The 17,978-nt window shown below is 67.4% G+C and carries 22 protein-coding genes and 1 pseudogene; 11 read left to right on the top strand and 12 right to left on the bottom strand.

From position 1 onward, the window contains the following. Window positions 1-5: 5 nt before the first annotated feature. Window positions 6-581: a flavodoxin family protein gene (locus PSPA7_RS11745; protein ID WP_041025327.1), complete on the bottom strand. Its 576-nt coding sequence runs from the start codon at window positions 579-581 to the stop codon at window positions 6-8. 133 nt (window positions 582-714) lie between these two features. On the opposite strand from PSPA7_RS11745, the gene PSPA7_RS11740 reads away from it, so the two are divergent. The 5 genes from PSPA7_RS11740 (at window position 715) to PSPA7_RS11720 (ending at window position 5,938) form a co-directional block, all read left to right on the top strand. Beyond that, window positions 715-1,614: an AraC family transcriptional regulator gene (locus tag PSPA7_RS11740; RefSeq protein ID WP_012075366.1), complete on the top strand. Its 900-nt coding sequence runs from the start codon at window positions 715-717 to the stop codon at window positions 1,612-1,614. A 177-nt stretch (window positions 1,615-1,791) separates the two neighbouring features. Further along, on the top strand, window positions 1,792-2,451 hold the full coding sequence (gene bamI / locus PSPA7_RS11735; RefSeq protein WP_012075365.1) for a biofilm-associated metzincin protease inhibitor BamI: 660 nt from the start codon (window positions 1,792-1,794) through the stop codon (window positions 2,449-2,451). Window positions 2,452-2,527: 76 nt separating this feature from the next. After that, window positions 2,528-4,327, top strand: coding sequence for a biofilm-associated metzincin protease Mep72 (gene mep72 / locus PSPA7_RS11730; protein ID WP_012075364.1), 1,800 nt, complete (start codon window positions 2,528-2,530; stop codon window positions 4,325-4,327). 63 nt (window positions 4,328-4,390) lie between these two features. Then, complete coding sequence (locus tag PSPA7_RS32410; protein ID WP_003155228.1) at window positions 4,391-4,567, top strand: hypothetical protein; 177 nt, start codon at window positions 4,391-4,393, stop codon at window positions 4,565-4,567. Window positions 4,568-4,708: 141 nt separating this feature from the next. Next, on the top strand, window positions 4,709-5,938 hold the full coding sequence (locus tag PSPA7_RS11720) for a M20/M25/M40 family metallo-hydrolase (protein WP_012075362.1): 1,230 nt from the start codon (window positions 4,709-4,711) through the stop codon (window positions 5,936-5,938). A 28-nt stretch (window positions 5,939-5,966) separates the two neighbouring features. On the opposite strand, the gene PSPA7_RS11715 is transcribed toward PSPA7_RS11720, so the two are convergent. Further along, a complete protein-coding gene (locus tag PSPA7_RS11715; RefSeq protein ID WP_012075361.1) occupies window positions 5,967-7,562 on the bottom strand; it encodes a methyl-accepting chemotaxis protein in 1,596 nt (531 codons plus the stop codon). A 247-nt stretch (window positions 7,563-7,809) separates the two neighbouring features. On the opposite strand from PSPA7_RS11715, the gene PSPA7_RS11710 reads away from it, so the two are divergent. Together PSPA7_RS11710 and PSPA7_RS11705 are read left to right on the top strand one after the other, a co-directional pair. After that, window positions 7,810-8,889, top strand: coding sequence for a hypothetical protein (locus PSPA7_RS11710; protein WP_012075360.1), 1,080 nt, complete (start codon window positions 7,810-7,812; stop codon window positions 8,887-8,889). A 679-nt stretch (window positions 8,890-9,568) separates the two neighbouring features. Then, window positions 9,569-9,952: a hypothetical protein gene (locus PSPA7_RS11705; RefSeq protein WP_003152623.1), complete on the top strand. Its 384-nt coding sequence runs from the start codon at window positions 9,569-9,571 to the stop codon at window positions 9,950-9,952. Between the two features lie 136 nt (window positions 9,953-10,088). Here PSPA7_RS11705 and PSPA7_RS11700 read toward each other — a convergent pair whose 3' ends face one another. From PSPA7_RS11700 to PSPA7_RS11690, 3 genes are all read right to left on the bottom strand, one after another. Then, window positions 10,089-10,310, bottom strand: coding sequence for a hypothetical protein (locus PSPA7_RS11700; protein ID WP_012075358.1), 222 nt, complete (start codon window positions 10,308-10,310; stop codon window positions 10,089-10,091). A 53-nt stretch (window positions 10,311-10,363) separates the two neighbouring features. Next, window positions 10,364-10,960, bottom strand: a complete 597-nt coding sequence (locus PSPA7_RS11695; RefSeq protein ID WP_003152619.1) for a hypothetical protein — start codon at window positions 10,958-10,960, stop codon at window positions 10,364-10,366. A gap of 74 nt (window positions 10,961-11,034) precedes the next feature. Continuing rightward, on the bottom strand, window positions 11,035-12,075 hold the full coding sequence (locus PSPA7_RS11690) for a hypothetical protein (RefSeq protein WP_003152617.1): 1,041 nt from the start codon (window positions 12,073-12,075) through the stop codon (window positions 11,035-11,037). A 360-nt stretch (window positions 12,076-12,435) separates the two neighbouring features. Here PSPA7_RS11690 and PSPA7_RS11685 point away from each other — a divergent pair, with 360 nt between their 5' ends. From PSPA7_RS11685 to PSPA7_RS11675, 4 genes and pseudogenes are all read left to right on the top strand, one after another. Next, window positions 12,436-12,828, top strand: a complete 393-nt coding sequence (locus tag PSPA7_RS11685) for a cupin domain-containing protein (RefSeq protein WP_012075357.1) — start codon at window positions 12,436-12,438, stop codon at window positions 12,826-12,828. 688 nt (window positions 12,829-13,516) lie between these two features. Further along, window positions 13,517-13,585: pseudogene (locus tag PSPA7_RS32975) on the top strand (hypothetical protein); the annotation flags it as partial. A 225-nt stretch (window positions 13,586-13,810) separates the two neighbouring features. Then, a complete protein-coding gene (locus PSPA7_RS11680; protein ID WP_012075356.1) occupies window positions 13,811-14,323 on the top strand; it encodes a hypothetical protein in 513 nt (170 codons plus the stop codon). 40 nt (window positions 14,324-14,363) lie between these two features. Next, the gene (locus tag PSPA7_RS11675; RefSeq protein ID WP_012075355.1) at window positions 14,364-15,056 is read left to right on the top strand and encodes an SOS response-associated peptidase; all 693 of its coding nucleotides are present in this window, start codon (window positions 14,364-14,366) and stop codon (window positions 15,054-15,056) included. Here PSPA7_RS11675 and PSPA7_RS11670 read toward each other — a convergent pair. The 7 genes from PSPA7_RS11670 to PSPA7_RS11640 form a co-directional block, all read right to left on the bottom strand. Continuing rightward, complete coding sequence (locus tag PSPA7_RS11670; protein WP_012075354.1) at window positions 15,038-15,301, bottom strand: hypothetical protein; 264 nt, start codon at window positions 15,299-15,301, stop codon at window positions 15,038-15,040. The genes PSPA7_RS11675 and PSPA7_RS11670 overlap by 19 nt on opposite strands. Window positions 15,302-15,336: 35 nt before the next feature. Next, window positions 15,337-15,600 carry a hypothetical protein gene (locus PSPA7_RS11665; protein ID WP_041025326.1) on the bottom strand — a complete coding sequence of 88 codons (264 nt, stop codon included), beginning with the start codon at window positions 15,598-15,600 and terminating at the stop codon, window positions 15,337-15,339. Continuing rightward, window positions 15,597-15,965 (bottom strand): hypothetical protein, encoded by a 369-nt coding sequence (locus PSPA7_RS11660; RefSeq protein ID WP_012075352.1) that lies wholly within the window; start codon window positions 15,963-15,965, stop codon window positions 15,597-15,599. The genes PSPA7_RS11665 and PSPA7_RS11660 overlap by 4 nt, the downstream gene beginning before the upstream one ends. Then, on the bottom strand, window positions 15,962-16,591 hold the full coding sequence (locus tag PSPA7_RS11655; RefSeq protein ID WP_012075351.1) for a glycoside hydrolase family 19 protein: 630 nt from the start codon (window positions 16,589-16,591) through the stop codon (window positions 15,962-15,964). Before PSPA7_RS11655 ends, PSPA7_RS11660 begins: the two co-directional genes overlap by 4 nt. A gap of 66 nt (window positions 16,592-16,657) precedes the next feature. Next, window positions 16,658-16,885 carry a hypothetical protein gene (locus PSPA7_RS11650; protein WP_012075350.1) on the bottom strand — a complete coding sequence of 76 codons (228 nt, stop codon included), beginning with the start codon at window positions 16,883-16,885 and terminating at the stop codon, window positions 16,658-16,660. Beyond that, window positions 16,882-17,184: a hypothetical protein gene (locus PSPA7_RS11645; RefSeq protein ID WP_012075349.1), complete on the bottom strand. Its 303-nt coding sequence runs from the start codon at window positions 17,182-17,184 to the stop codon at window positions 16,882-16,884. Before PSPA7_RS11645 ends, PSPA7_RS11650 begins: the two co-directional genes overlap by 4 nt. Beyond that, on the bottom strand, window positions 17,184-17,975 hold the full coding sequence (locus PSPA7_RS11640) for a hypothetical protein (protein WP_041025325.1): 792 nt from the start codon (window positions 17,973-17,975) through the stop codon (window positions 17,184-17,186). The genes PSPA7_RS11645 and PSPA7_RS11640 overlap by 1 nt, the downstream gene beginning before the upstream one ends. Window positions 17,976-17,978: the final 3 nt, after the last annotated feature.

Raw genomic sequence — 17,978 nt, 5'->3', positions numbered from 1 at the left:
TGGGTTCAGGCGGCCAGGCGCGCCCCGACCTCGGCCACCCGCGCGCCGAGCAGGCGCGCGGTCTGCAAGTCGCCGCCGCGCGGCGCCTCGTCCGCCGTCGCGTCCGACGGCGAGATCGCCAGCACCCCGGCGAAGCCTCCGCTCCAGTTGACGTCCGCGGGGCCGTTGGCGCGGGTATTCGCCGGCAGCAACCCGGTGCCGACCCAGAGCTGTCCGTGCTGCTGGGACAAGGTGAAGAAATAGGCGATGGTGGCGAACTTGTCGCCGTTCACCGAGGCGGAATTGGTGAAGCCTGCGGCCACCTTGTCCTTCCAGCGCTGGACGAACCAGGCCTTGGCGGTGGCGTCGGCGAACTTCTTGAACTGCCAGGCCGGCCCGCCCATGTAGGTCGGGCTGCCATAGACGATGGCGTCGGCCTCTTCCAGTGCCTGCCAGGACGCCTCGGAGAGGTTTCCTTCGGGATCGATGGCGTGCACGCTGACCCGGCTCCCGGGCACCGACTGCGCGCCTTCCCGCACCGCTTCGGCCAACCGGGCGGTATGCCCGTAGCCACTGTAATACACGATCGCAATCGCACTCATGCTCGTCTCCCGCAATACCTGGTCGGATCCGGCGGTCCCGGATGGGATGCGCCGTCCGCCGGGATTGTGCGCAGCCGGCACCTGGCGGACGAGGTATATTCAGGCCCCTGGATGGTCGAAACTGGACAATCTCGTGCAGCCTTCCCTTTCCCGTACGGTCGAGCAGGTGCGCTACGCGCCGCCGGGCGAATATGCCCTCGACCTGGAGGTCGTCGCCTTCGACGAATTGCGTCGGCGTACCACCCCGGCCCACCTGCACGCCTTGCAACGCACCGACTTCCACCTGTTGCTGGCCGTCACCCGCGGATGCTGCACCCACTGGATCGACTTCCGCCCGCACCGCGCGGAAGCCGGCAACTGGCTGGTCATCCAGCCTGGCCAGGTGCATCGTTTCGACGGCAGCGCCGACTGGTCCGGCTGGCTGCTGCTGTTCCGCCCCGAGTTCCTCGCCCCGCCCGGGCGCGGCGGAACGGCCGAGGAACTGGCGGTCGGCGTCTGCCTCGAGGCCCTGCCCGCGCTCCTCGCGCCCGCCGCCGACGAGCGACGCAGCTGCTTGCAGGCGCTGCGGCAGATGGCCCGCGACGCCCGGCTCCGGCAAAGCCGCGCCGTGCGCCACAGCCTGCTGCGCCACCAGTTGCAGGCACTGCTCCTGCGCCTCGACCTGGTCGCCCGCGACTCCCGGCTCGCGCCGCTCGCCAGCGGCGCCGAACTGCAGCGCTTCAACCGCTTCAGGGAGGCGGTGACGGGAAACTTCCAGCGTCATCACCGGATCGGCGAGTACGCCCGTCTGCTCGGTATTTCCGAACGCAGCCTGAGCCGCGCCAGCCAGGCGGTGGCCGGGGTCACCGCGAAGGCCTGGCTGTCGGCGCGGATCGCCCTGGAGGCCAGGCGCCTGCTCGCGCATACCGACGAAACGGTGGCGGCCATCGCCGAACGCCTCGGCTTCGACGAGCCAAGTAACTTCGTCAAGTTCTTCAAGCGCGAGACCGGCCAGGTGCCCGGCGCCTTCCGCCGCGAGCAGCGTGGCGGCTGATTGCCAGCCTTGCCGCAGCGCACAGAGCGCACGTGACCTGCAACCCGCGCCGTGCCGGCCTGATTCGCAGTTTCGCCACGCCGCGACGCCGCCTGGCGCAAATGTGAACGGCTGCCGCCTCTACCGGCGGGGCTTCTTCCTAGACTCCGCGCCACCTTCACTCAGAGGAGAAACAACGTGGCCAAGACATGGATCTACGCCGCCTCGGCCGCCGCCATCGGCGGTGCGCTGGTTGGCGGCTGGCTGCTCGACCCGGCGCCACCGGAGGCTCCCTCGCAGGCCCGCCAGGCCCCCGCCGTTGCCCCGGCCGCTCCGCCGTCCGCGGCGAGCGCGACGCTGCCGCTGGCGAACTCCGGCAGCCTCGCCCCGGCCCCCGTCGCGACACCGACCGCCCCGCAGCGGGTGACGCTCTGGAGCGGACAGCTGCGCAGCCGCGACAACGCCCAGGGCATCCCGGAATACCAGACCCAGGTCGAGCCCGAACAGCTCGACGCGCTGGCGCTCGGCCAGGTCCTGGAAATGAGCCTGCCCGGCCGCGAGCGCCCCTTGCAGGCGCGCCTGGCGAGCACCCACAACAGCGCCGGCCTGCCGGTCTGGCGCGGCGGCCTGGTGGACGGCGACGAGGCGGAAAGCCTGACCGTGGTGCGTGGCAGCCTGGAGACCCACATCAACGTCGCCACCCTCGATGGCAGCTATTCGATCATCGTCGACAACCGCAGCGGCAAGACCCGCGTGATCGACGAGAACGACCTCGCCGCGCGCAGCGATCCGCACGGCGACCACGTCGACGCGCCGTTCGCCGAACTGCCGCCGATGCCGCCGCCCGCCCAGGGCTGAGGCGCTCTTTCCCAGGCCTTTTGCAACGGTGCCCTCGGGGCGCCATGGCCTCCTATTGTCCGAACACAGGCAACCCATGAAGACATCCCTGCTCTGCTCCACCCTCGCCCTGGTGGCGGCCTCCGCCGCCCAGGCCGCGCCGAAGACCGTCGACATCATGGTCCTCTATACCCCCGCGGCAACCCAGACCGTCAACGGCCGCGACATCGACGCGCGGATCGCCAGCTACATCGAGTTCGCCAATACCGCCTACGAGAAGAGCGGCGTCGACCTGCGCCTGCGCCTGGTGCACAAGCAGCGTCTCGACTGGGCCGACTACCCCACGGTGACCAGCGCCAACCTCGATCGCCTCAGGAGCGACCCACAGGTGCAGCGCCTGCGCGAGCAATACGGTGCCGACCTGGTCAGCCTGGTCAACCTGGCGCAGAGCAGCGGCAACGGCTATACCACCTGCGGCATCGGCTACATGGGCTCGGGCGAGAAGAACAGCGGGCGTTTCTTCAGCAACGCCAAGGACATCGCCTACAACCTCACCGGCGTCGACTGCGGCCTCAACACCTTCGCCCACGAGGCGGGCCACAACATGGGCCTGCGCCACTCCTACGAGCAGGACCAGGAGTCGCGCTACTACGACCCGCGCTACGCCCACAGCGGCACCCACGAGTGGAGCCGCGGCTACGGCGTGCAGGGCCGCTTCGCCACCATCATGGCCTACCCGCACGCCTTCGGCACCTACAGGCAGGCACCGTTCTTCGCCAACCCACGCCTGGTCAACGCCGAATGCGCCGGCCAGCCCTGCGGTCGTGAGGACCACGCCGATGCGGTGCGCGCACTCAACAGCATGGCCACGCAGATCGCCGACTTCCGACCGACCAGGGTGCCTGGCACGGCCAACCCCGGGCCGGACGACGGCGACACACCGACCCAGCCGGAACTGCCATGGTGCGAGAAAACCGGGCTCGGCGGCCTGCTCGGCGATGGCGAGTTCGCCGTCATGGACGGTTGGCGCGCGCTGTTCGGCCAGGCCCGGCTGAGCCTGGTGAACGTCGCCAAGGGCTGCCGCGACAATGCCCTGCTGCTCGACAACCGAGGCTTCGACCTGCTGGTCCGCCCCGTCGACCTGCGCGCGGGAACCCGCTACCGGCTCAGCGGCAAGGTCATGCTCAGGGCCGCCAATACCCGCGACACGGTACGCATGGCCCTGCTCAGCGAAAACGCCCGCGGCGCCCTGGCCTACAGTTCGGCGCAGAGCGTTCAGCTGTCGGTCGCCGGCAACGAGTTCAGCCGCCTGGAGAAGGCGTTCGACTACCGCCCCGCCGCCGACCAGCGCAACCTCTACGTGGCGATCTGGAGCGACAGCGGCGCCAGCCTGCTGGTCGACGAGATGAACCTGCAGGAAGCCCAGGCCACGCCGCCCGGCGTACCGCCGGCGGCGCAACGCATCGCCTATGACTTCGAGCAAGGCATCGGCGGCTGGAGCGGCCTTCACGCCGACGCCCGTGCCAGCCGTACCGCCGCCGCCGGCCGCCTGGCCCTGGAAGCCTACCAGCGGCGCCATGACGGCACCGGCGCCAGTACCAGCCTGCTGGGCAACCTGGAGGAAGGCAAGGCATACGCGTTCAGCGCCGCTGTGCGGGTCGGAGACGGTCGCGGCCCGCGCGCGATGACCTACGCCTATCTCTACCTGGAAAGCGAAGGCCGGCCCGGCACCTACCTGCCACTGGGCTACCAGGTGGTCGACAGTGGCCGCTGGGCCAGCCTGCGCGGCCGGCTGCAGCTGCCGAAAGGCCGGATCAAGCGCGCCGAGCTGATGATCCTCAGCGGTAACCGCCAGGAGTCGATGTTCATCGACAACGTCCAGTTGCTCCAGCAGTGATCCGGTTCCCGTCCGTGCCCATCCGTTGGGCACGGACGGGAGCGCCGGCGCCTGGCCTCGATCATGAACTCATCGTTTCACCACACCATCGCCCCGTCCATGAGGAACCGCTCAGTCTTCGCCGCCGCCTCGGTGAAGGTGATCGCACCCATCCAGCGCTGGGCCGCCCTGCTGTCCGAGATCCCGGCATGCCCCGGCGGAGTCCGCCTGGAGTCCCGGCCGGCGGACCTGCCGGAATAGTGGCCCGCCCCGCAGCTGGAGGCGCTGCGCAAGTCGAGGCACGGTTGGCGGAAAGCGCCCCATGACCTAAGGTCAATCGGGTAAACGGCGCGGAACCTTGCGGTTCCCAGCCAGCCGCCGACCGCCAGACGAGGACCTTCCGTGCACGCCCATCGCCTGCTGCCCCTCACCCTTTCCTTCCTGCTCGCTCCCGGCGCCTTCGCCGCCGCTCCGCCAGCCGCCGAGTTGCTGCGCCAGGCCGAGGCCGAACGCCCGGCCTACCTCGACACGCTCCGGCAACTGGTGGCGGTGGACAGCGGCACCGGCCAGGCCGAAGGCCTGGGCCAGTTGTCCGCGCTGCTCGCCGAACGCCTGCAAGCCCTCGGCGCACAGGTACGCAGCGCACCGGCGACACCCTCGGCCGGCGACAACCTGGTAGCCACCTTCGACGGCACCGGCAGCAAGCGCTTCCTGCTGATGATCCACTACGACACCGTGTTCGCCGCCGGCAGCGCCGCCGCGCGTCCCTTCCGCCAGGACGCCGGGCGCGCCTATGGACCCGGCGTGGCCGACGCCAAGGGTGGCGTGGCGATGGTGCTGCACGCCCTGGCCCTGCTCAAGCAGCAAGGCTTCAAGGACTACGGGCGGATCACCGTGCTGTTCAATCCCGACGAGGAAACCGGTTCCGCCGGCTCGAGGCAACTGATCGCCGAGCTGGCCCGCCAGCAGGATTACGTCTTTTCCTACGAGCCACCGGACCGGGACGCGGTGACCATCGCCACCAACGGCATCAACGGCCTGTTCCTCGATGTGAAGGGCCGTGCCTCGCACGCCGGCTCGGCGCCCGAGCAGGGCCGCAACGCTCTTCTCGAACTGTCGCACCAGCTGCTGCGTCTCAAGGACCTCGGCGATCCGGCGAAAGGCACCACGGTGAACTGGACCCTCGCCAGCGGCGGCGAGAAACGCAACATCATCCCCGCAGAGGCCTCGGCGGAAGCCGACATGCGTTATTCGGACCCGGCCGAGAGCGAAAGGGTGCTGGCCGACGCCCGGAAGCTGATCGGCGAACGCCTGGTCGCCGGTACCCAGGTCAGCGTGCGTCTCGACAAGGGCCGCCCACCGCTGGTGAAGAACCCCGCCTCGCAGCGCCTGGCGGAAACCGCGCAGGTGCTCTACAGCCGAATCGGCAAGCGCATCGAACCGGTGGCCATGCGTTTCGGCACCGACGCCGGCTACGCCTACCAGCCCGGCAGCGACGGGCCGGCGGTACTGGAAACCCTCGGCGTGGTCGGCGCCGGCCTGCACAGCGAGGCGGAATACCTCGAACTGTCCAGCATCGCCCCGCGCCTGTACCTGACGGTAGCGCTGATCCGCAGCTTGTCCGCCGACTAGCGTCGACGCCGGTGAGCGTGGTTCAGCCTCAGGTGCGGAAGCGGCCGAGCACCACGCGCAAGCCAGCCATGTGCTCCTTGACCCGCTGGTTGGCCGAGAGCACCGCCGCGGTCCCTTCGTGGGCCTGCTCGGAGAGTCCGGAAACGTTGGTGATGTTGCGGTCGATGTCCTGGGCCACCTGACTCTGCTCTTCGGCGGCGGTGGCGATCTGCTGGTTGAGGCCATCCAGTTCCTCGACGGTGCCGACGATCCGCCCCAGCGCCTGGGCCGCGCTGTCGGCCTCGGCGAGGTTGCTCTGGGCGTGGCTGGCGCTGCCACGCATGGCGGCGACCGCCTGGTTGGCGCCATCCTGCAACTGCTCGATCAGGCCCTGGATCTCCTGGGTCGACTGCTGGGTGCGGTTGGCCAGCGAGCGCACCTCGTCCGCCACCACCGCGAAGCCGCGCCCGGCCTCCCCTGCCCGCGCCGCCTCGATGGCGGCGTTGAGCGCGAGCAGGTTGGTCTGCTCGGCGATGCTGCTGATCACCGTCAGTACCTGGCCGACGCTGCCGGCATGCTGGTGCAGGGTGTTCAGCGCCAGAGCGGTGTGTTCCAGTTCTGCCGCCAGCGCGCCGGTCTGGCCGCTGGCGTGCTCCACCAGGCGCCGCCCCTCGTGGGCCAGGGCCGCGGCGTCGCGGGTGGACTGCGCCGCATGGTTGGCGTGACGGGCGACCTCGGCGACGGTGGCGCTCATCTCGTTCATCGCGGTGGCCACCTGGTCGAGATCCTGGTGCTGGCGCGCCACCTGGTCGCCGGCGCCGAGCGCCTGTTCCAGCGCCTCGGCCACGTCGCGGTCGGTCTGCTCCGCGCTGCGCTTGACGTCGGCCAGCAGGCCGCTGACGTCCTGGCGCATCCGCTCGTAGCCGGCGACGATGCGCCCGATCTCGTTGTCGGCGTGGCCCGCCGCCAGGGCATGGGTGAAGTTCGCCGCGCCGACCTCGGTCAGCGCCACCTCCAGCCCGCGCAGTTGGCGCATCAGCGGCGCCAGGCCGAACTGCCGGCCGAGCACCACCAGCACCAGGATCGCCAGCAGGCAGCCGAAGGCGATCCACATCTGGCGGTGCTGGACGCTGTCGGCGCGCGCGCTCATCAGCGACACCTGGCTGTTCAGCTCGCGCAGCAGCTCGGCGGAACGCTGCGCGAAATCATGCAGGTCGACCCGGCTGGCGGGCTGCGCCACCTGGTCGAGCAACGTCCGGTAGCCGCCCCATATCTGCTCGACCTTCCGCCGCTGGGTGGCGATCTCCGGCGCGCCCATCCGGCTGACGTTGCGCTCGGCGTTGCCCGCCTCCAGGTCGGCGGCCGAACGCTCGTACTGGGCGATGGTCGCGGCCAGCGCCTGCGCGTCGCCGGCACCGAGGCGCAACTGCAGGGCCTCGCTGGCCATCTTCTGGCTGAGCATGCGCTGCGCCCCGGCCACGTTGATGGTTTCCGGCGAGACCGACATGCTCAGGTACAACGCCACCGACGCGCAGGCAGCCAGGCCGAACATCAACGCGTAGGACAGCAGGAACTGGGCGTTCAGGGTCTTCAGCCCGAGCCCCCGCAGGATCCGATCGAACACTCTGGCGACGCTTTCGTTCATTGGCTTTTCCCCACTGGACTACAGAAACCGATAACCACCCCATCGGCCCGGCGCGTCCCGGCTTGAGCAGCCACTCCCGCGCGTGCGCCGCGGCGGCGCCCGTCACCACGGCGCCAGCCCGCGGCCGGCGGGGTTTCAAGGCAGTTTGCCGCTGCGGCAACCGGACGCGCCCTGTAAACTCTGGCAGGTCGTCCGGCGCCAGCCGCGCCGGCGGCGCCCAGGAACTACTGCCCGCAAGGATGCCCGCGTGATCCCCGTCGCTCCGATTTCCCTGACTGTCCTGCTGATCTACCTGCTCTCCACGGTCGCCGGCCTCTGGCTGCTGGCCTGGCTGTTGCTCCTGGCCTTCAGCCCACGCGCGCGCCAGCGCCTGCGCCGCCACTGGCCGAGCCGCGGCCTGCTGCTGGTGCTCCTGCTGGTCCCGCTCGGGCTGCGCGCCTGGCTGGAGATCGGCCTCTGGCAGTACCAGCGCGAACGGGCGCGCGAAGAGGCGGCGCATACCGCGGTACTCGAGCACCCGGCCCGCCTGGGCGGCATCGGGATGCCCGCCGGCACCCGCTTGAAGCTGGAGCTCAGGCAGCAGCCGGAAAGCTTCCGCGAAGCCGAGTTCCCCGCGCCGGTGATGATCCGCGGCGTCGCCACCCGCCACCTGCAACGCTGGCTGCAGAGCGAGCACGAGAACCCGCAGGAACCCTGGACAACCACCGGCGTCCATCCCACCTCGATCCGCCTGCGCGGCGACGGCGTCGCCGAGATCGACGGCTGGCGCTGCGACGCCAGCCAGGAAATCGCCTTCGCCAGCGAGCGCGACGGTCGCCCCGCCGCCTTCGAGCATTGCAGCCTGGCGGCCGGCAACCGCGCCGGCGCCATCGAGTTGCCCGCCGGCGCGCGCCTGTTCGCCAGCGACGGCATGGTCTACACCGACGGCTACCGCGACGCCGAGCGCTGGCGGGTGATGCCGGAAACAGGCCAGCAGGTCTCGGTGCACGGCATCGCGCTGAGCGGCGGGGCGCTGGCCTTCGATCGCCAGCGCAAGCTCTACGGTCTCGGCGGCACGCTGCTGGCCGCACCACTGCAACTGGGCGATTGGCACTATCCGGCCGGCACCGAGGTCAGCCTTTCGCCGCGCGCCGCCTGGCACACGCGGCATCCCCAGGCGTGGTTGTTCAGTCCCGGCCACGAAGCGGCCCGGCACACCTCCGGCGCACGCCTGGAGCATGGCGCTTCGCTGTTGCAGGCGCTGGACGGACGAGAGCTGGAACGACTCGGCAATCGCGAGGCCGGGATTCTCGACTTCATCGAACTGGACGTCGGCGAGGCCCCCTGAGGTTGCGCGCGGCTAGCGCGGGCTCAGCCGGCAGCGATGGGCCACGCAGGCGCCGCTCAGCCGCGGGCCATCCGCCAGCGGCTGCTCGCGCAGGGTCTCGCCGGTGACCAGCCGCGCCACCAACGGTCATCGCCGCCAGCCAGCACCGCCGCGCCAGTGGCGCTCCATGTTCGAGCACGCCAGGCCGGCATGAACGCCTACGCCACTCTCCAACGGCTCGCACGGAGATCACCTGGAAGCGCGCTGCCCAGGCCCCTCGGCCTCAACGGAGCCTCGCGCGCGAGCGAAAGCCCGCACCGCTTCGCTTGCCGCATGGCGAAACACGACTAGCCTTATCCTTGTGACTTTCTCCTATGGTGGTCACGGAAGTCCCCGGGGGTCGCTCATCCCCCCGGGGCTTCCCCCGCCCTGCTGCCTCTCTCCTCCTTGATACAGCAGCCTTTCGCCGTTCAACGAGGACAAACGATGAAACTCAGCATTGTCGCCGTGAGCCTGCTGGCCATGGCCGGGGTGCTCATGTGCACCTATCTGATCCTGAAAGCGCTCGGCGCCATCTGAAGCCGCGGGTACGCCAGGGCTATGGCGTCCCGGGCACAGATCGGTCACGCTGCGCACCTGTAGCTGCCTTTCTCCCGAGGGGAAGAGACGGACCTTTTCCGATGAACGACAGAGGCCATGGATGAACAAAAGCCCCTTTCTTCTGCTGACGCTGGCCCTGCTCCTCGCGGCCTGCGGTCCCGACCAGCTGGTTTCCGACCTGCCGTCGCCCGACGGGCGATACCACGTCGAGCTGCGCAAATGCCCGGAGAACGGCTTGTTGAGCCGAGGCGAAGTGATACAGGTTTCCCTGCTCGTAGCCGGCGTCTCGGAAAAGTGCAGCTCGGCACTGAACGCCCTCGCGCAGTTCGACCTGCGCGCCACCGCGGATGAATTGCAGCTGGAGTGGCTGTCCAATACCGAGTTCCGCGCCTGGCACCCGACGTTCAATCCCCAGTACGGGCCGGAGATATCGCGCCAGCAGGGCAAGGCTCCGGTGCGGATGGTGTTTGCACCGAAGCGCTGAGCCCGCTCATCGCTCGCGCTGCGTGCCCAGGTCGGCAAACGACCAGGCGCGCCGCCCGCCGCCTGCCCGGGCCGCGCACCGCCCTGGCGATTGGCGAGCGCGTAATGCAGCGGTTCCCTCCAAGGCACGAGGTCGATCATCCAGCGCAGCGCTCTTTCTCCGGTACTGCCGGCTGGGGCACGCACGCCGCCGCGCTGGAGGGCAGCAACAGGGCGCAGACAGGGAAGACCAGCAGGCAGGCGAGCAGCCCGGGCGCATTCATGGAGGAGTCGCCGTGGTTGTCGAGCGCTAGCCAGCACGGCACCAGGAAAGCGGCCACCAGCGCGAAGCTGAGCCCCGGCTGATGCGGCCATAGCACTTCATCGACATCCTCCGAGCCCCTCGACCGATATCGGGTCCGGTCGGGACGGTTCAGGGTTTCCGGGGCTCGTTGCCGAGCAGACGATCGAGTTCACCCATGACGCGATCGTTCTTCGCCTCCTCGAGCTTGCGCCGGGCCTCGGCGAGATTGGCCTGGGCACGCTCCATCTCGACCATGCCAACGGCGGTGATCACCGCCTGCAACGGCACGCCCCTGCCGGCGGAACGCATGCCGTTGCGTTCGCGTTCCTGCGGCGCGCAGATGAACCGTAGGGCTGCTTCATGGCTTTCGTTGGGCAGCGGGGTCCAGCCCTTGGCGAAGGTGAACTGGAGGTTCGTGGGTTCCCCGCGGTTGGAGAAGGTCTTGGCGTTGACTACCTTCACCTCTCGCGTATCGCAGCGGTACTGGTGCGCACTGAGCAGATGGAAGGAGTCGAACAGCATGGCGATCTGCAATTGCCAGGCGTTCTCGATGCCTGGCACCGGGGCCAGCGAGTCGGCATCGGCCAGGAATACGTCAAGCTCGGCAGGGTCGTCGCCCTTGCGTACCACCCACCAGTCTTCGGCCCAGGCATGGCCGGAGGCGGCCAGCAGGGCGGCGCACAGCCAAGTCGCGGCGCTGCGGGAAACCTTGCGATATACGTTCATGTCGCCTTCCTGTGGGGAAATACGCCCTGTCGATAGTGGGCAGGGGCGGCACCCTGCGCCCTGAACGAATAGCGCTATTTCAATGACAGCGGCACACCCCAGACCGGGTCCTCCATGCCCTGCTTGCGCAGCGGCGTGATCTGCAGGGGCTGGAGCCTGGACAGCAGTTGCCGGTGCCTGTCGCCCAGGCTCCGCTGCGCGATCAGGGACTGCGTGAACTCCATCGGCGCCGGCCAGGTGTAGACGGTCAGGTTCTCGAGCGGGCACTCGATCTTCTTCGGATCGATGGCCCGGCACTTCGACTGCTGGTACTTGTAGCCGGGGGTCTTCAGGTGCATGCGCGGCGCCAGCAGCAACTGCCCGCCCTGCACGGTGAAGCTGGCCAGCGCCTTGTCGAGCGGCAGCCGCGCCTGAACCTTGATCGAGGGCACGTCGCGGGAGTCGGTCTGCTGGTAATAGCCGGCCTGGGAGCCTTGGGTCGTCTGCGTGTATTGCTGCTCGCCCCAGCTCACGCAGGCGCCCGAGGCCATATGCACGGCGGTACAGACCTTCTCGGTCTTGATCTCGCTGCCATAGGTGGCATCTTTCCAGACGTCTTCCCGGTAGTACTCGCGATACAGCTCCGGGGACAGGTACGCGGTGCCGTTGGCGCCACGGCCCGAGCCGGGCGGACCGCCGCGGGCACCGACCTGGTCGAGCAAGCCATGGATCTGATAGTCGTCGCCGCCGGTCAGCAGGTATTTGCCGGGCGGCAGGATATGCACCTCGAAGGCCTTGAACAGGTAGGTCTCGTCGGGCTTCCGCTGTAGCGCGTTAGTCTGGAACTTGCGGCCGAAGGTCACCTTAGGGTCCTTCTCGTACTCCCAGATCGCCGTAGGCGTCCATTGGGTCATGGTCAGGGCATCGCTCAGTGACTTGTGCGGCATCACGTCGGCCACCAGCACCACGGCCATGTTCCCCTTCAGCGCCTGGTCCACCAGGTCCAGCATCTGCGCGTTGCGCGGATCGTCCATGCTGCCGTAGACGCCCGAATCGAGGTCCGACACGCAGCCTGAGAGGGAAAGGGAAAGCAGCAAGGCGGCGGGCAGGGCTAAACGCGGGCGAGGCAGTCTCATGTATCGATCCTTGACAGAGGCTGGGGCATGGAGCAGCCATATTACTGAGTGGGGGTGGGAGCGCAATATTGCAGATGAACTAGCCCGGCAGCGGAAACGAACTAAACACCTGGCAGGGAACCCGGCAGGAGCAGCCTTCGTCTGCGTCGTCAAAGGGATGAGCGCCGGCAACGGCATCTGGCACGGCAAGGAACTGTCGGCCTCTGACGCTCCGCGGACCCAAGGCTTTCAACTCTGGTTGGCTTTACCCCCGAACTCGAAAACAGCGAGCCGGACGGCCGCTTCATCGAAGCCGAGCAAACGCCCCAGGTTGGCCCGGCACGCATCATCACTGGCCTGTACGAAGGCGCACAAAGCCCAGTGCCCGCGCCGCAGGGCATCAACTGCCTGCTCATCACCCTGCGTCCCGGCGAACGCTGGACGTATCAGCCGCCTGCCGGGCATACCGTCGGCTGGCTGGCACTCGCCAAGGGCCAGCTTGAAGTCGGCGCGTCTATCCGTACTGGCGAGCTGGTGGTATTCGAGCCGGGCGAAACGCCGATCACCCTCGAAGCCTCTGGCAGCCTCGACTCTGTGTTCCTGCTCGCCTCGGCGGTGCCGCATCCGCACGATCTGCACTTGGGCAACTACTCGGTGCATACCTCGGCGCAGGCGCTCGAGAAAGGCCAGCGCCGCATCGCTGAGCTGGCGCAACTGATGGAGGAAGCTGGCAATCGGAACACGCCATCGGGGACAATCCCTGTTTTCCGCTGAAATGGCATTTCTCCTACGCGCAGCATCTATCGCAGTGATGAACTAGCTGGATGTCACAACAAACAAATCCGGCGTCCTCTAGGACGCCTCGCGATTCGCCCCATTACTCGTGCCGGGGATAACCTGGACCGTATCGACATTCAGCACGAGAACGCCGTTTCATGGACAAGTCGGAGTGCGTGATACCAGTGTTTCAGGCTGCTTTATGAGAGCAGAGCATGGCGAACGATCCGGTGTTTCGGATGTTAATGAGCACTATTCATACCACCGCAGCCATCGGAGCGGGGATGCGGTGGCCAGCTTGCGGGCGATAATCGTCCATATTAGGGGCGTGGATGATGCGGATCGCTCGGGCGGGATCGCATAGCCGCCTGCCGGCTGAAGAATTAATACAACCGTGCGTTCCGGTTGCTACCGGCGCCAGGTCGAGACGACAATGCTCGACGCGTGCTTGTGGCCGATACCTATGCGGGTTCGCACCGCCGACATGATCGACAGCACAATAATCTGCGCGCACCATTGTGTGATTACCTCGCAAACCGAGCGATGGAAGGGGTCGGATCTATTTCCGTACTCTAGTTTTCAATCAAGGGAACCCACCAGCGCTGGATCAACCGCTCCCAGCCCCCGCCTTCCCCCATCCCTGATAGAATCCCCGCCCTGCTCCACTCTTCTTGCCGAAGTCCCGATGCGCCCAGAACCGACCACCGACCACGCCGCCCTCTCCCGCCGCTTCTCCGTTGCGCCGATGATGGATCGGTCAAACTAGAAAAAATTACCTAATAAAATCATATAGATACGAAATAAATTCAATTTGCTGTAGCAAATTCGTAGCAAGCCCCTCCAGGGCGAGCATTTTTTACCAGTCCCTCCACTGACACGACCGCTTCTCCTCCGACCAGCTTTCCACTCGTCGCCTCCTGAGGATGACTGTATATTCATACAGCATAATTTCCGGCCCACTCGCCCGCCGGAGATTTCCATGTCCTACTCCGCCCCCCGCCGCCGCCAGCACGAACGTGTCACACGATGGCTCGCTGCGATCCGTCAGCATGCCGCCTGGCTGTATGCCGCGGATGAGCAGTACGTGTACCTTGTGGGCGAGGCCAACGAGCTCTACCAGTGCGGAATCGTGAACCTGCAGGACCGGCACGATATGGTCACCGACGCCCTCGGCATGTACTCATGGGCGATCGAGCACAGCATCACGCGCGAGACGCACTACTGCGCCGACTGCTGCTACAACGTGATCGACGGCGAGCGTGTTGTCGGGAGCGTAGACAACGAGGGCATCTACCATGCCGCGCCAGGCCGCCAGCGCCTGGGCTACCTCGGCCGTGATCCCGTGGATGGGCAGGTCTATCTGCGCCTGGGACAGGCGCTCGCGCGGGCGGGCGTTGTGCGTGGACTCGTGATCGAACTCGACGCTGGCGGGACGCTGCAACTCGCCGAGCAGATCCCTGATGACTTCCGGCCGTGGCGTTGGCCCACGTGAACTACCCTTACCGCACACTCACTTCGGCTGGAGCGATGCGATGTGCGGCAGGCTTTCGCAGTACACGGGGCTTCACGAGTTCGTCGACGCGCTGTCGATGCCGGCCATGCTGGTCAACCTGGTCGGCGAGCAGCCCGAGCGCTACAACGTAGCGCCATCGACCCAAGTTACAACGTTCCGACTCGAAGGGGACGCGCTGGTCGCCCAGGCCATTCGCTGGGGCTGGAGGCCGTTCTGGGCCCGTGATCGCGCGGCGCCGATCAACGCTCGGGTCGAGAAAGTGGCGCATGGACGCTTCTTCAGCGCAGCTTGGCGCCATCGCGCGCTTTGCCCCGTTTCAGGATGGTTCGAGTGGGTGGTCGATGAAGACGGCGGCACGCGGAAACAGCCGTATCACATCCAGCACGCCGACGGCTCACCGATCCTCTGCGCCGCGATTGGCCAGTTCCCCGGGCTCGATGATGAGCAGGCCGAGCAGCATGGGTTCGTCATTATCACCGCCGATAGCGTCGGCGGCCTGGTCGATATTCACGACCGGAGACCGGTTGTGCTGCCGCCCGAGTTGGCCCGGGAGTGGATTGACCCGGCGACAACGCCGGAGCGCGCGGAGCAGATCGTGCTCCACCAGGGCGAGCCGAGCGAGTCGTTCCGGTGGTACGCGGTCAGCCGCGACGTGGGCAACGTCCGGAACCAGGGCGCCCATCTAATCGAGCCTCAGCGCTCAGCTTCGTAAGCGGCGACGCCAGTCCCTACCGACCGCCAGTCGTCCTGCGCCATCCGTGCATCACAGATGAATACCTCGACTTCGCCGCCCTCCTTCGGCTCCGCTGGCCGGATCGCTGCATGCCGGAGAATGGTCATCATGTCCGGGACGTAGCTGCTCTCCGAGCCGTGGAACGACCAGATGCCGAATTTCCCAGCGCTGCCCACCTGATGGTCGAGTTTCACCGACCAGCCCTTGAATCGAATCACCAGCATGCCCCGCCCTCGTAGGAAAAGGCCGTAGTCTACTCCTAATCCTGACAGGCCTGATTCGCAGCCAGGAGCTGCGCCTCGTAACCGATCCGTTGCCGCCGCTCGGCCAGCAGCGCACGGACCTTGGTCTGGAGATCGTCGCTCTTCTTCAGTCCTGCCGCTGCCCATGCCGGCACTTCCACCGCCGACACTCGGCACGGCACAGCAAGGGGCACTTCTACGCGCACCGTGCGCGGCTCGGCGTCCTGCCGGCCGGCGCATCCCGCCAGCGCGAATACCACCAACATCAGCACCGCCCTCATAGACCCAGCTCCCGATCGATGACCGCCTCGGCGGCCGCGCACTGCTCGCCGGCAGTTCTCTGGCTCAGCAGGCGCTGTGCCGCGGCATACTGTTCGGCGGCCTGCTGCCGCCCCCGATCCACAGCCTGCGCGGCATCCCGGGCGCGCTGCTCGCCGGCCAGGCGCAGCGCGACGACCTGCCTGCCCTGCTCCGCCACTGCGGCCTCCAACTCTCCCCGGGCGGCACGGCAGGCAACCAGGTCCGACCGCGCGGCGTCGAGTTGCGGGCGGTAGTGCCGCGCGCCGAGCCAGACACCGCCAACGGCACCGAGGCCGACCAGCAGCAGGCAGGCCAGCGCGATGGTTGCCCAGCGCCAAGGGATCACGACAGCACCCTCTTCGCCCGCTCCCACAGCGCCAGGCGCTCCGCCTGGCCGTTCGTGCCGCCGTTGATGCGCCGAGTGATGGCGGCGAACTCGCCGCGGTCGGCCAGGTCGTTCAGGCCGTGCGTCGACCACCACCAGGCCGCCGAGATCGCCGCCCACTCCGGTTGCTCGAGAAGCTCCGGTTCCTGCTCCAGCGGCTGGCCCAGCCCGACGCCGGCGGCGCGGTAGTTCGCCCGGCCGGTGATCTGCAGCAGGCCGCGCCCGCGGTACCGCCAGCCGTCGCCGGACGCCTCGTCTCCGTTGCCGTTGCGCGCGGCGTAGGCGTTGTCGGCGATGGCCCGGGGGTTGCGCGCCAGGCGCTGCGCCAGGGCATTGGGCTGGCCGTCGGCATCGCGATAACGGCTCGGCCAGGTCGCCGCCAGGCCCCGCGCGCTGTAGTTGAGGTTTTCCATCAGGCGGGTCAGCTGGGCGCTCTCGTGGCCGACCTGGGCGAGGAACGCCGCCGCGCGCACCAGCGAAGTGATACCGAAGCGAGTCATCCCGCGGTTCAGCGCACCAACAAAAACGCCGGCTTGCGGGCCGGCGTTCGGAAATATCTGCAGCAGCTGCTGCTCAGTGATAGGCATATGTGCTCCAAAAACGACGAAGCCCGCGCAGGGCGGGCTTTCGTTCGTCGATAGGTTTTGTCAGGTTTAATCTGGCAACGGGAAACGTGCTTTGATCTCCTCGACCTTGGCGATCCAGGCAGAGTAGTCCGGCTCGGTACCGGCCTTGATCGCATCGAATTCAGCCTCGGTCTTGAGCAGGTCACTCTCCAGGCGGTATGCATTTGCCCGCGCCACGGCTGCGGCATCGTACTCAGCCTGCCTGCGCTCTTGCGCCTGCTGTTCAGCGGTCTTTACCTTGCTCCAGTCGATCATCGCGGTAACTCCACAGGTCCATCGGCATCGATCAGCAACGGTTCAGGGATGCGAGCGGCGGCACTTGCATCATCAGCCAGCGGGAACCGCAGGCTCAGTTCCAGCCGGTCGGCACGTCGCACTGCGGGACCAGCGAACCACTCTGATCCAATCGCCTCGGCCGGCAGTTCGCCACCCTCCGGTAACGGAGTGAAGTCGAACGCCTGGCCGTTCACGGTGAGCACATCGCCAGCCCTGCTCAGCGATAGGTGCTCGCCGCTGCCTGGCAGCGGATAGTACGGTGACAATGTGATGATCATCAGTACCATCTCCCAAACGCGATGTATCCGGGCATAACCTCGGCCCTATCAACAAATCCGTGAGAAATCAGCGTCACAACAGAAGCCGACGGAGGGTTCATCGAAAGCCATGCACGAGCTGTTGCGCCCTCTCTAAACGCCGGAACCGGTGAAACAGATGGCGCAGCAGAAAACGCAGCAGGAAAATAGAGCGCAGCAACGCCCCCCGACTGAAACCCACCCCCGGTCGCAACGCTGCACACCAAAGCGGTACTGCTAACGCCAGCGCATATCTGAGTTCCGTCCGCAAACCGCACGAACTCTCCGTTCGCGTTGCTCCCGCACTGGATCACCGCACCGGTGGGTACGCCGCTCGCCTGCGAAACCGTGCCGAGAATACTGTCTCGAGAGTACAAAGCCCCCGAGCTACCAAGTGCCTCCCGTACCGCCGCGCTGCCGAGGCCGAGATCCCCCCGCGCCGCTGCGGCATTTGCAGAGAGCGCCCAGGGCTTTATGCCTGCCAGCGTCGCTCCCCAATCCATCGCGATCTGGTTGAAACGATCTGACAGGTCCTTGTCGTAGCCCAGCATCGGCGCCACCGCATAGGACTGGCCGCTAGCCGCGCCGCCCTGGTAGTTGGGCTTGATCGAAATGACCGTCGAACTGGCGACGTTTGTGACCTCGTACCAACGTCCATCGGGGCCTCGAAAAGCATCGCCGACCCGGACGTTGGCGGAGAATGCGGTCCCAGTGCCGGTGACTGTCGGCGAGTTCAGCGTGACAGCAACCGTGCCTGTGGAATACCAAGCCATATA

It is taken from the genome of Pseudomonas paraeruginosa PA7 (genome assembly GCF_000017205.1).
In the GTDB taxonomy this organism is placed as follows: Bacteria; Pseudomonadota; Gammaproteobacteria; order Pseudomonadales; family Pseudomonadaceae; genus Pseudomonas; species Pseudomonas paraeruginosa.
Note: the sequence above shows the minus strand (reverse complement) of the source record. Positions and strands in the feature narration are given on the sequence as shown.

Excerpts from the sequence above, each read along its gene's own strand:
- PSPA7_RS11645 (WP_012075349.1), bottom strand. The coding sequence starts at position 17,184 with ATGATCATCACATTGTCACCGTACTATCCGCTGCCAGGCAGCGGCGAG.
- PSPA7_RS11640 (WP_041025325.1), bottom strand. The coding sequence starts at position 17,975 with ATGGCTTGGTATTCCACAGGCACGGTTGCTGTCACGCTGAACTCGCCG.
- PSPA7_RS11680 (WP_012075356.1), top strand. The coding sequence starts at position 13,811 with ATGTCCTACTCCGCCCCCCGCCGCCGCCAGCACGAACGTGTCACACGA.
- PSPA7_RS11650 (WP_012075350.1), bottom strand. The coding sequence starts at position 16,885 with ATGATCGACTGGAGCAAGGTAAAGACCGCTGAACAGCAGGCGCAAGAG.
- PSPA7_RS11690 (WP_003152617.1), bottom strand. The coding sequence starts at position 12,075 with ATGAGACTGCCTCGCCCGCGTTTAGCCCTGCCCGCCGCCTTGCTGCTT.
- PSPA7_RS11745 (WP_041025327.1), bottom strand. The coding sequence starts at position 581 with ATGAGTGCGATTGCGATCGTGTATTACAGTGGCTACGGGCATACCGCC.
- PSPA7_RS11670 (WP_012075354.1), bottom strand. The coding sequence starts at position 15,301 with ATGCTGGTGATTCGATTCAAGGGCTGGTCGGTGAAACTCGACCATCAG.
- PSPA7_RS11655 (WP_012075351.1), bottom strand. The coding sequence starts at position 16,591 with ATGCCTATCACTGAGCAGCAGCTGCTGCAGATATTTCCGAACGCCGGC.
- PSPA7_RS11695 (WP_003152619.1), bottom strand. The coding sequence starts at position 10,960 with ATGAACGTATATCGCAAGGTTTCCCGCAGCGCCGCGACTTGGCTGTGC.
- PSPA7_RS11715 (WP_012075361.1), bottom strand. The coding sequence starts at position 7,562 with ATGAACGAAAGCGTCGCCAGAGTGTTCGATCGGATCCTGCGGGGGCTC.
- PSPA7_RS11665 (WP_041025326.1), bottom strand. The coding sequence starts at position 15,600 with ATGAGGGCGGTGCTGATGTTGGTGGTATTCGCGCTGGCGGGATGCGCC.
- mep72 (WP_012075364.1), top strand. The coding sequence starts at position 2,528 with ATGAAGACATCCCTGCTCTGCTCCACCCTCGCCCTGGTGGCGGCCTCC.
- PSPA7_RS11675 (WP_012075355.1), top strand. The coding sequence starts at position 14,364 with ATGTGCGGCAGGCTTTCGCAGTACACGGGGCTTCACGAGTTCGTCGAC.
- PSPA7_RS32410 (WP_003155228.1), top strand. The coding sequence starts at position 4,391 with ATGAACTCATCGTTTCACCACACCATCGCCCCGTCCATGAGGAACCGC.
- PSPA7_RS11705 (WP_003152623.1), top strand. The coding sequence starts at position 9,569 with ATGAACAAAAGCCCCTTTCTTCTGCTGACGCTGGCCCTGCTCCTCGCG.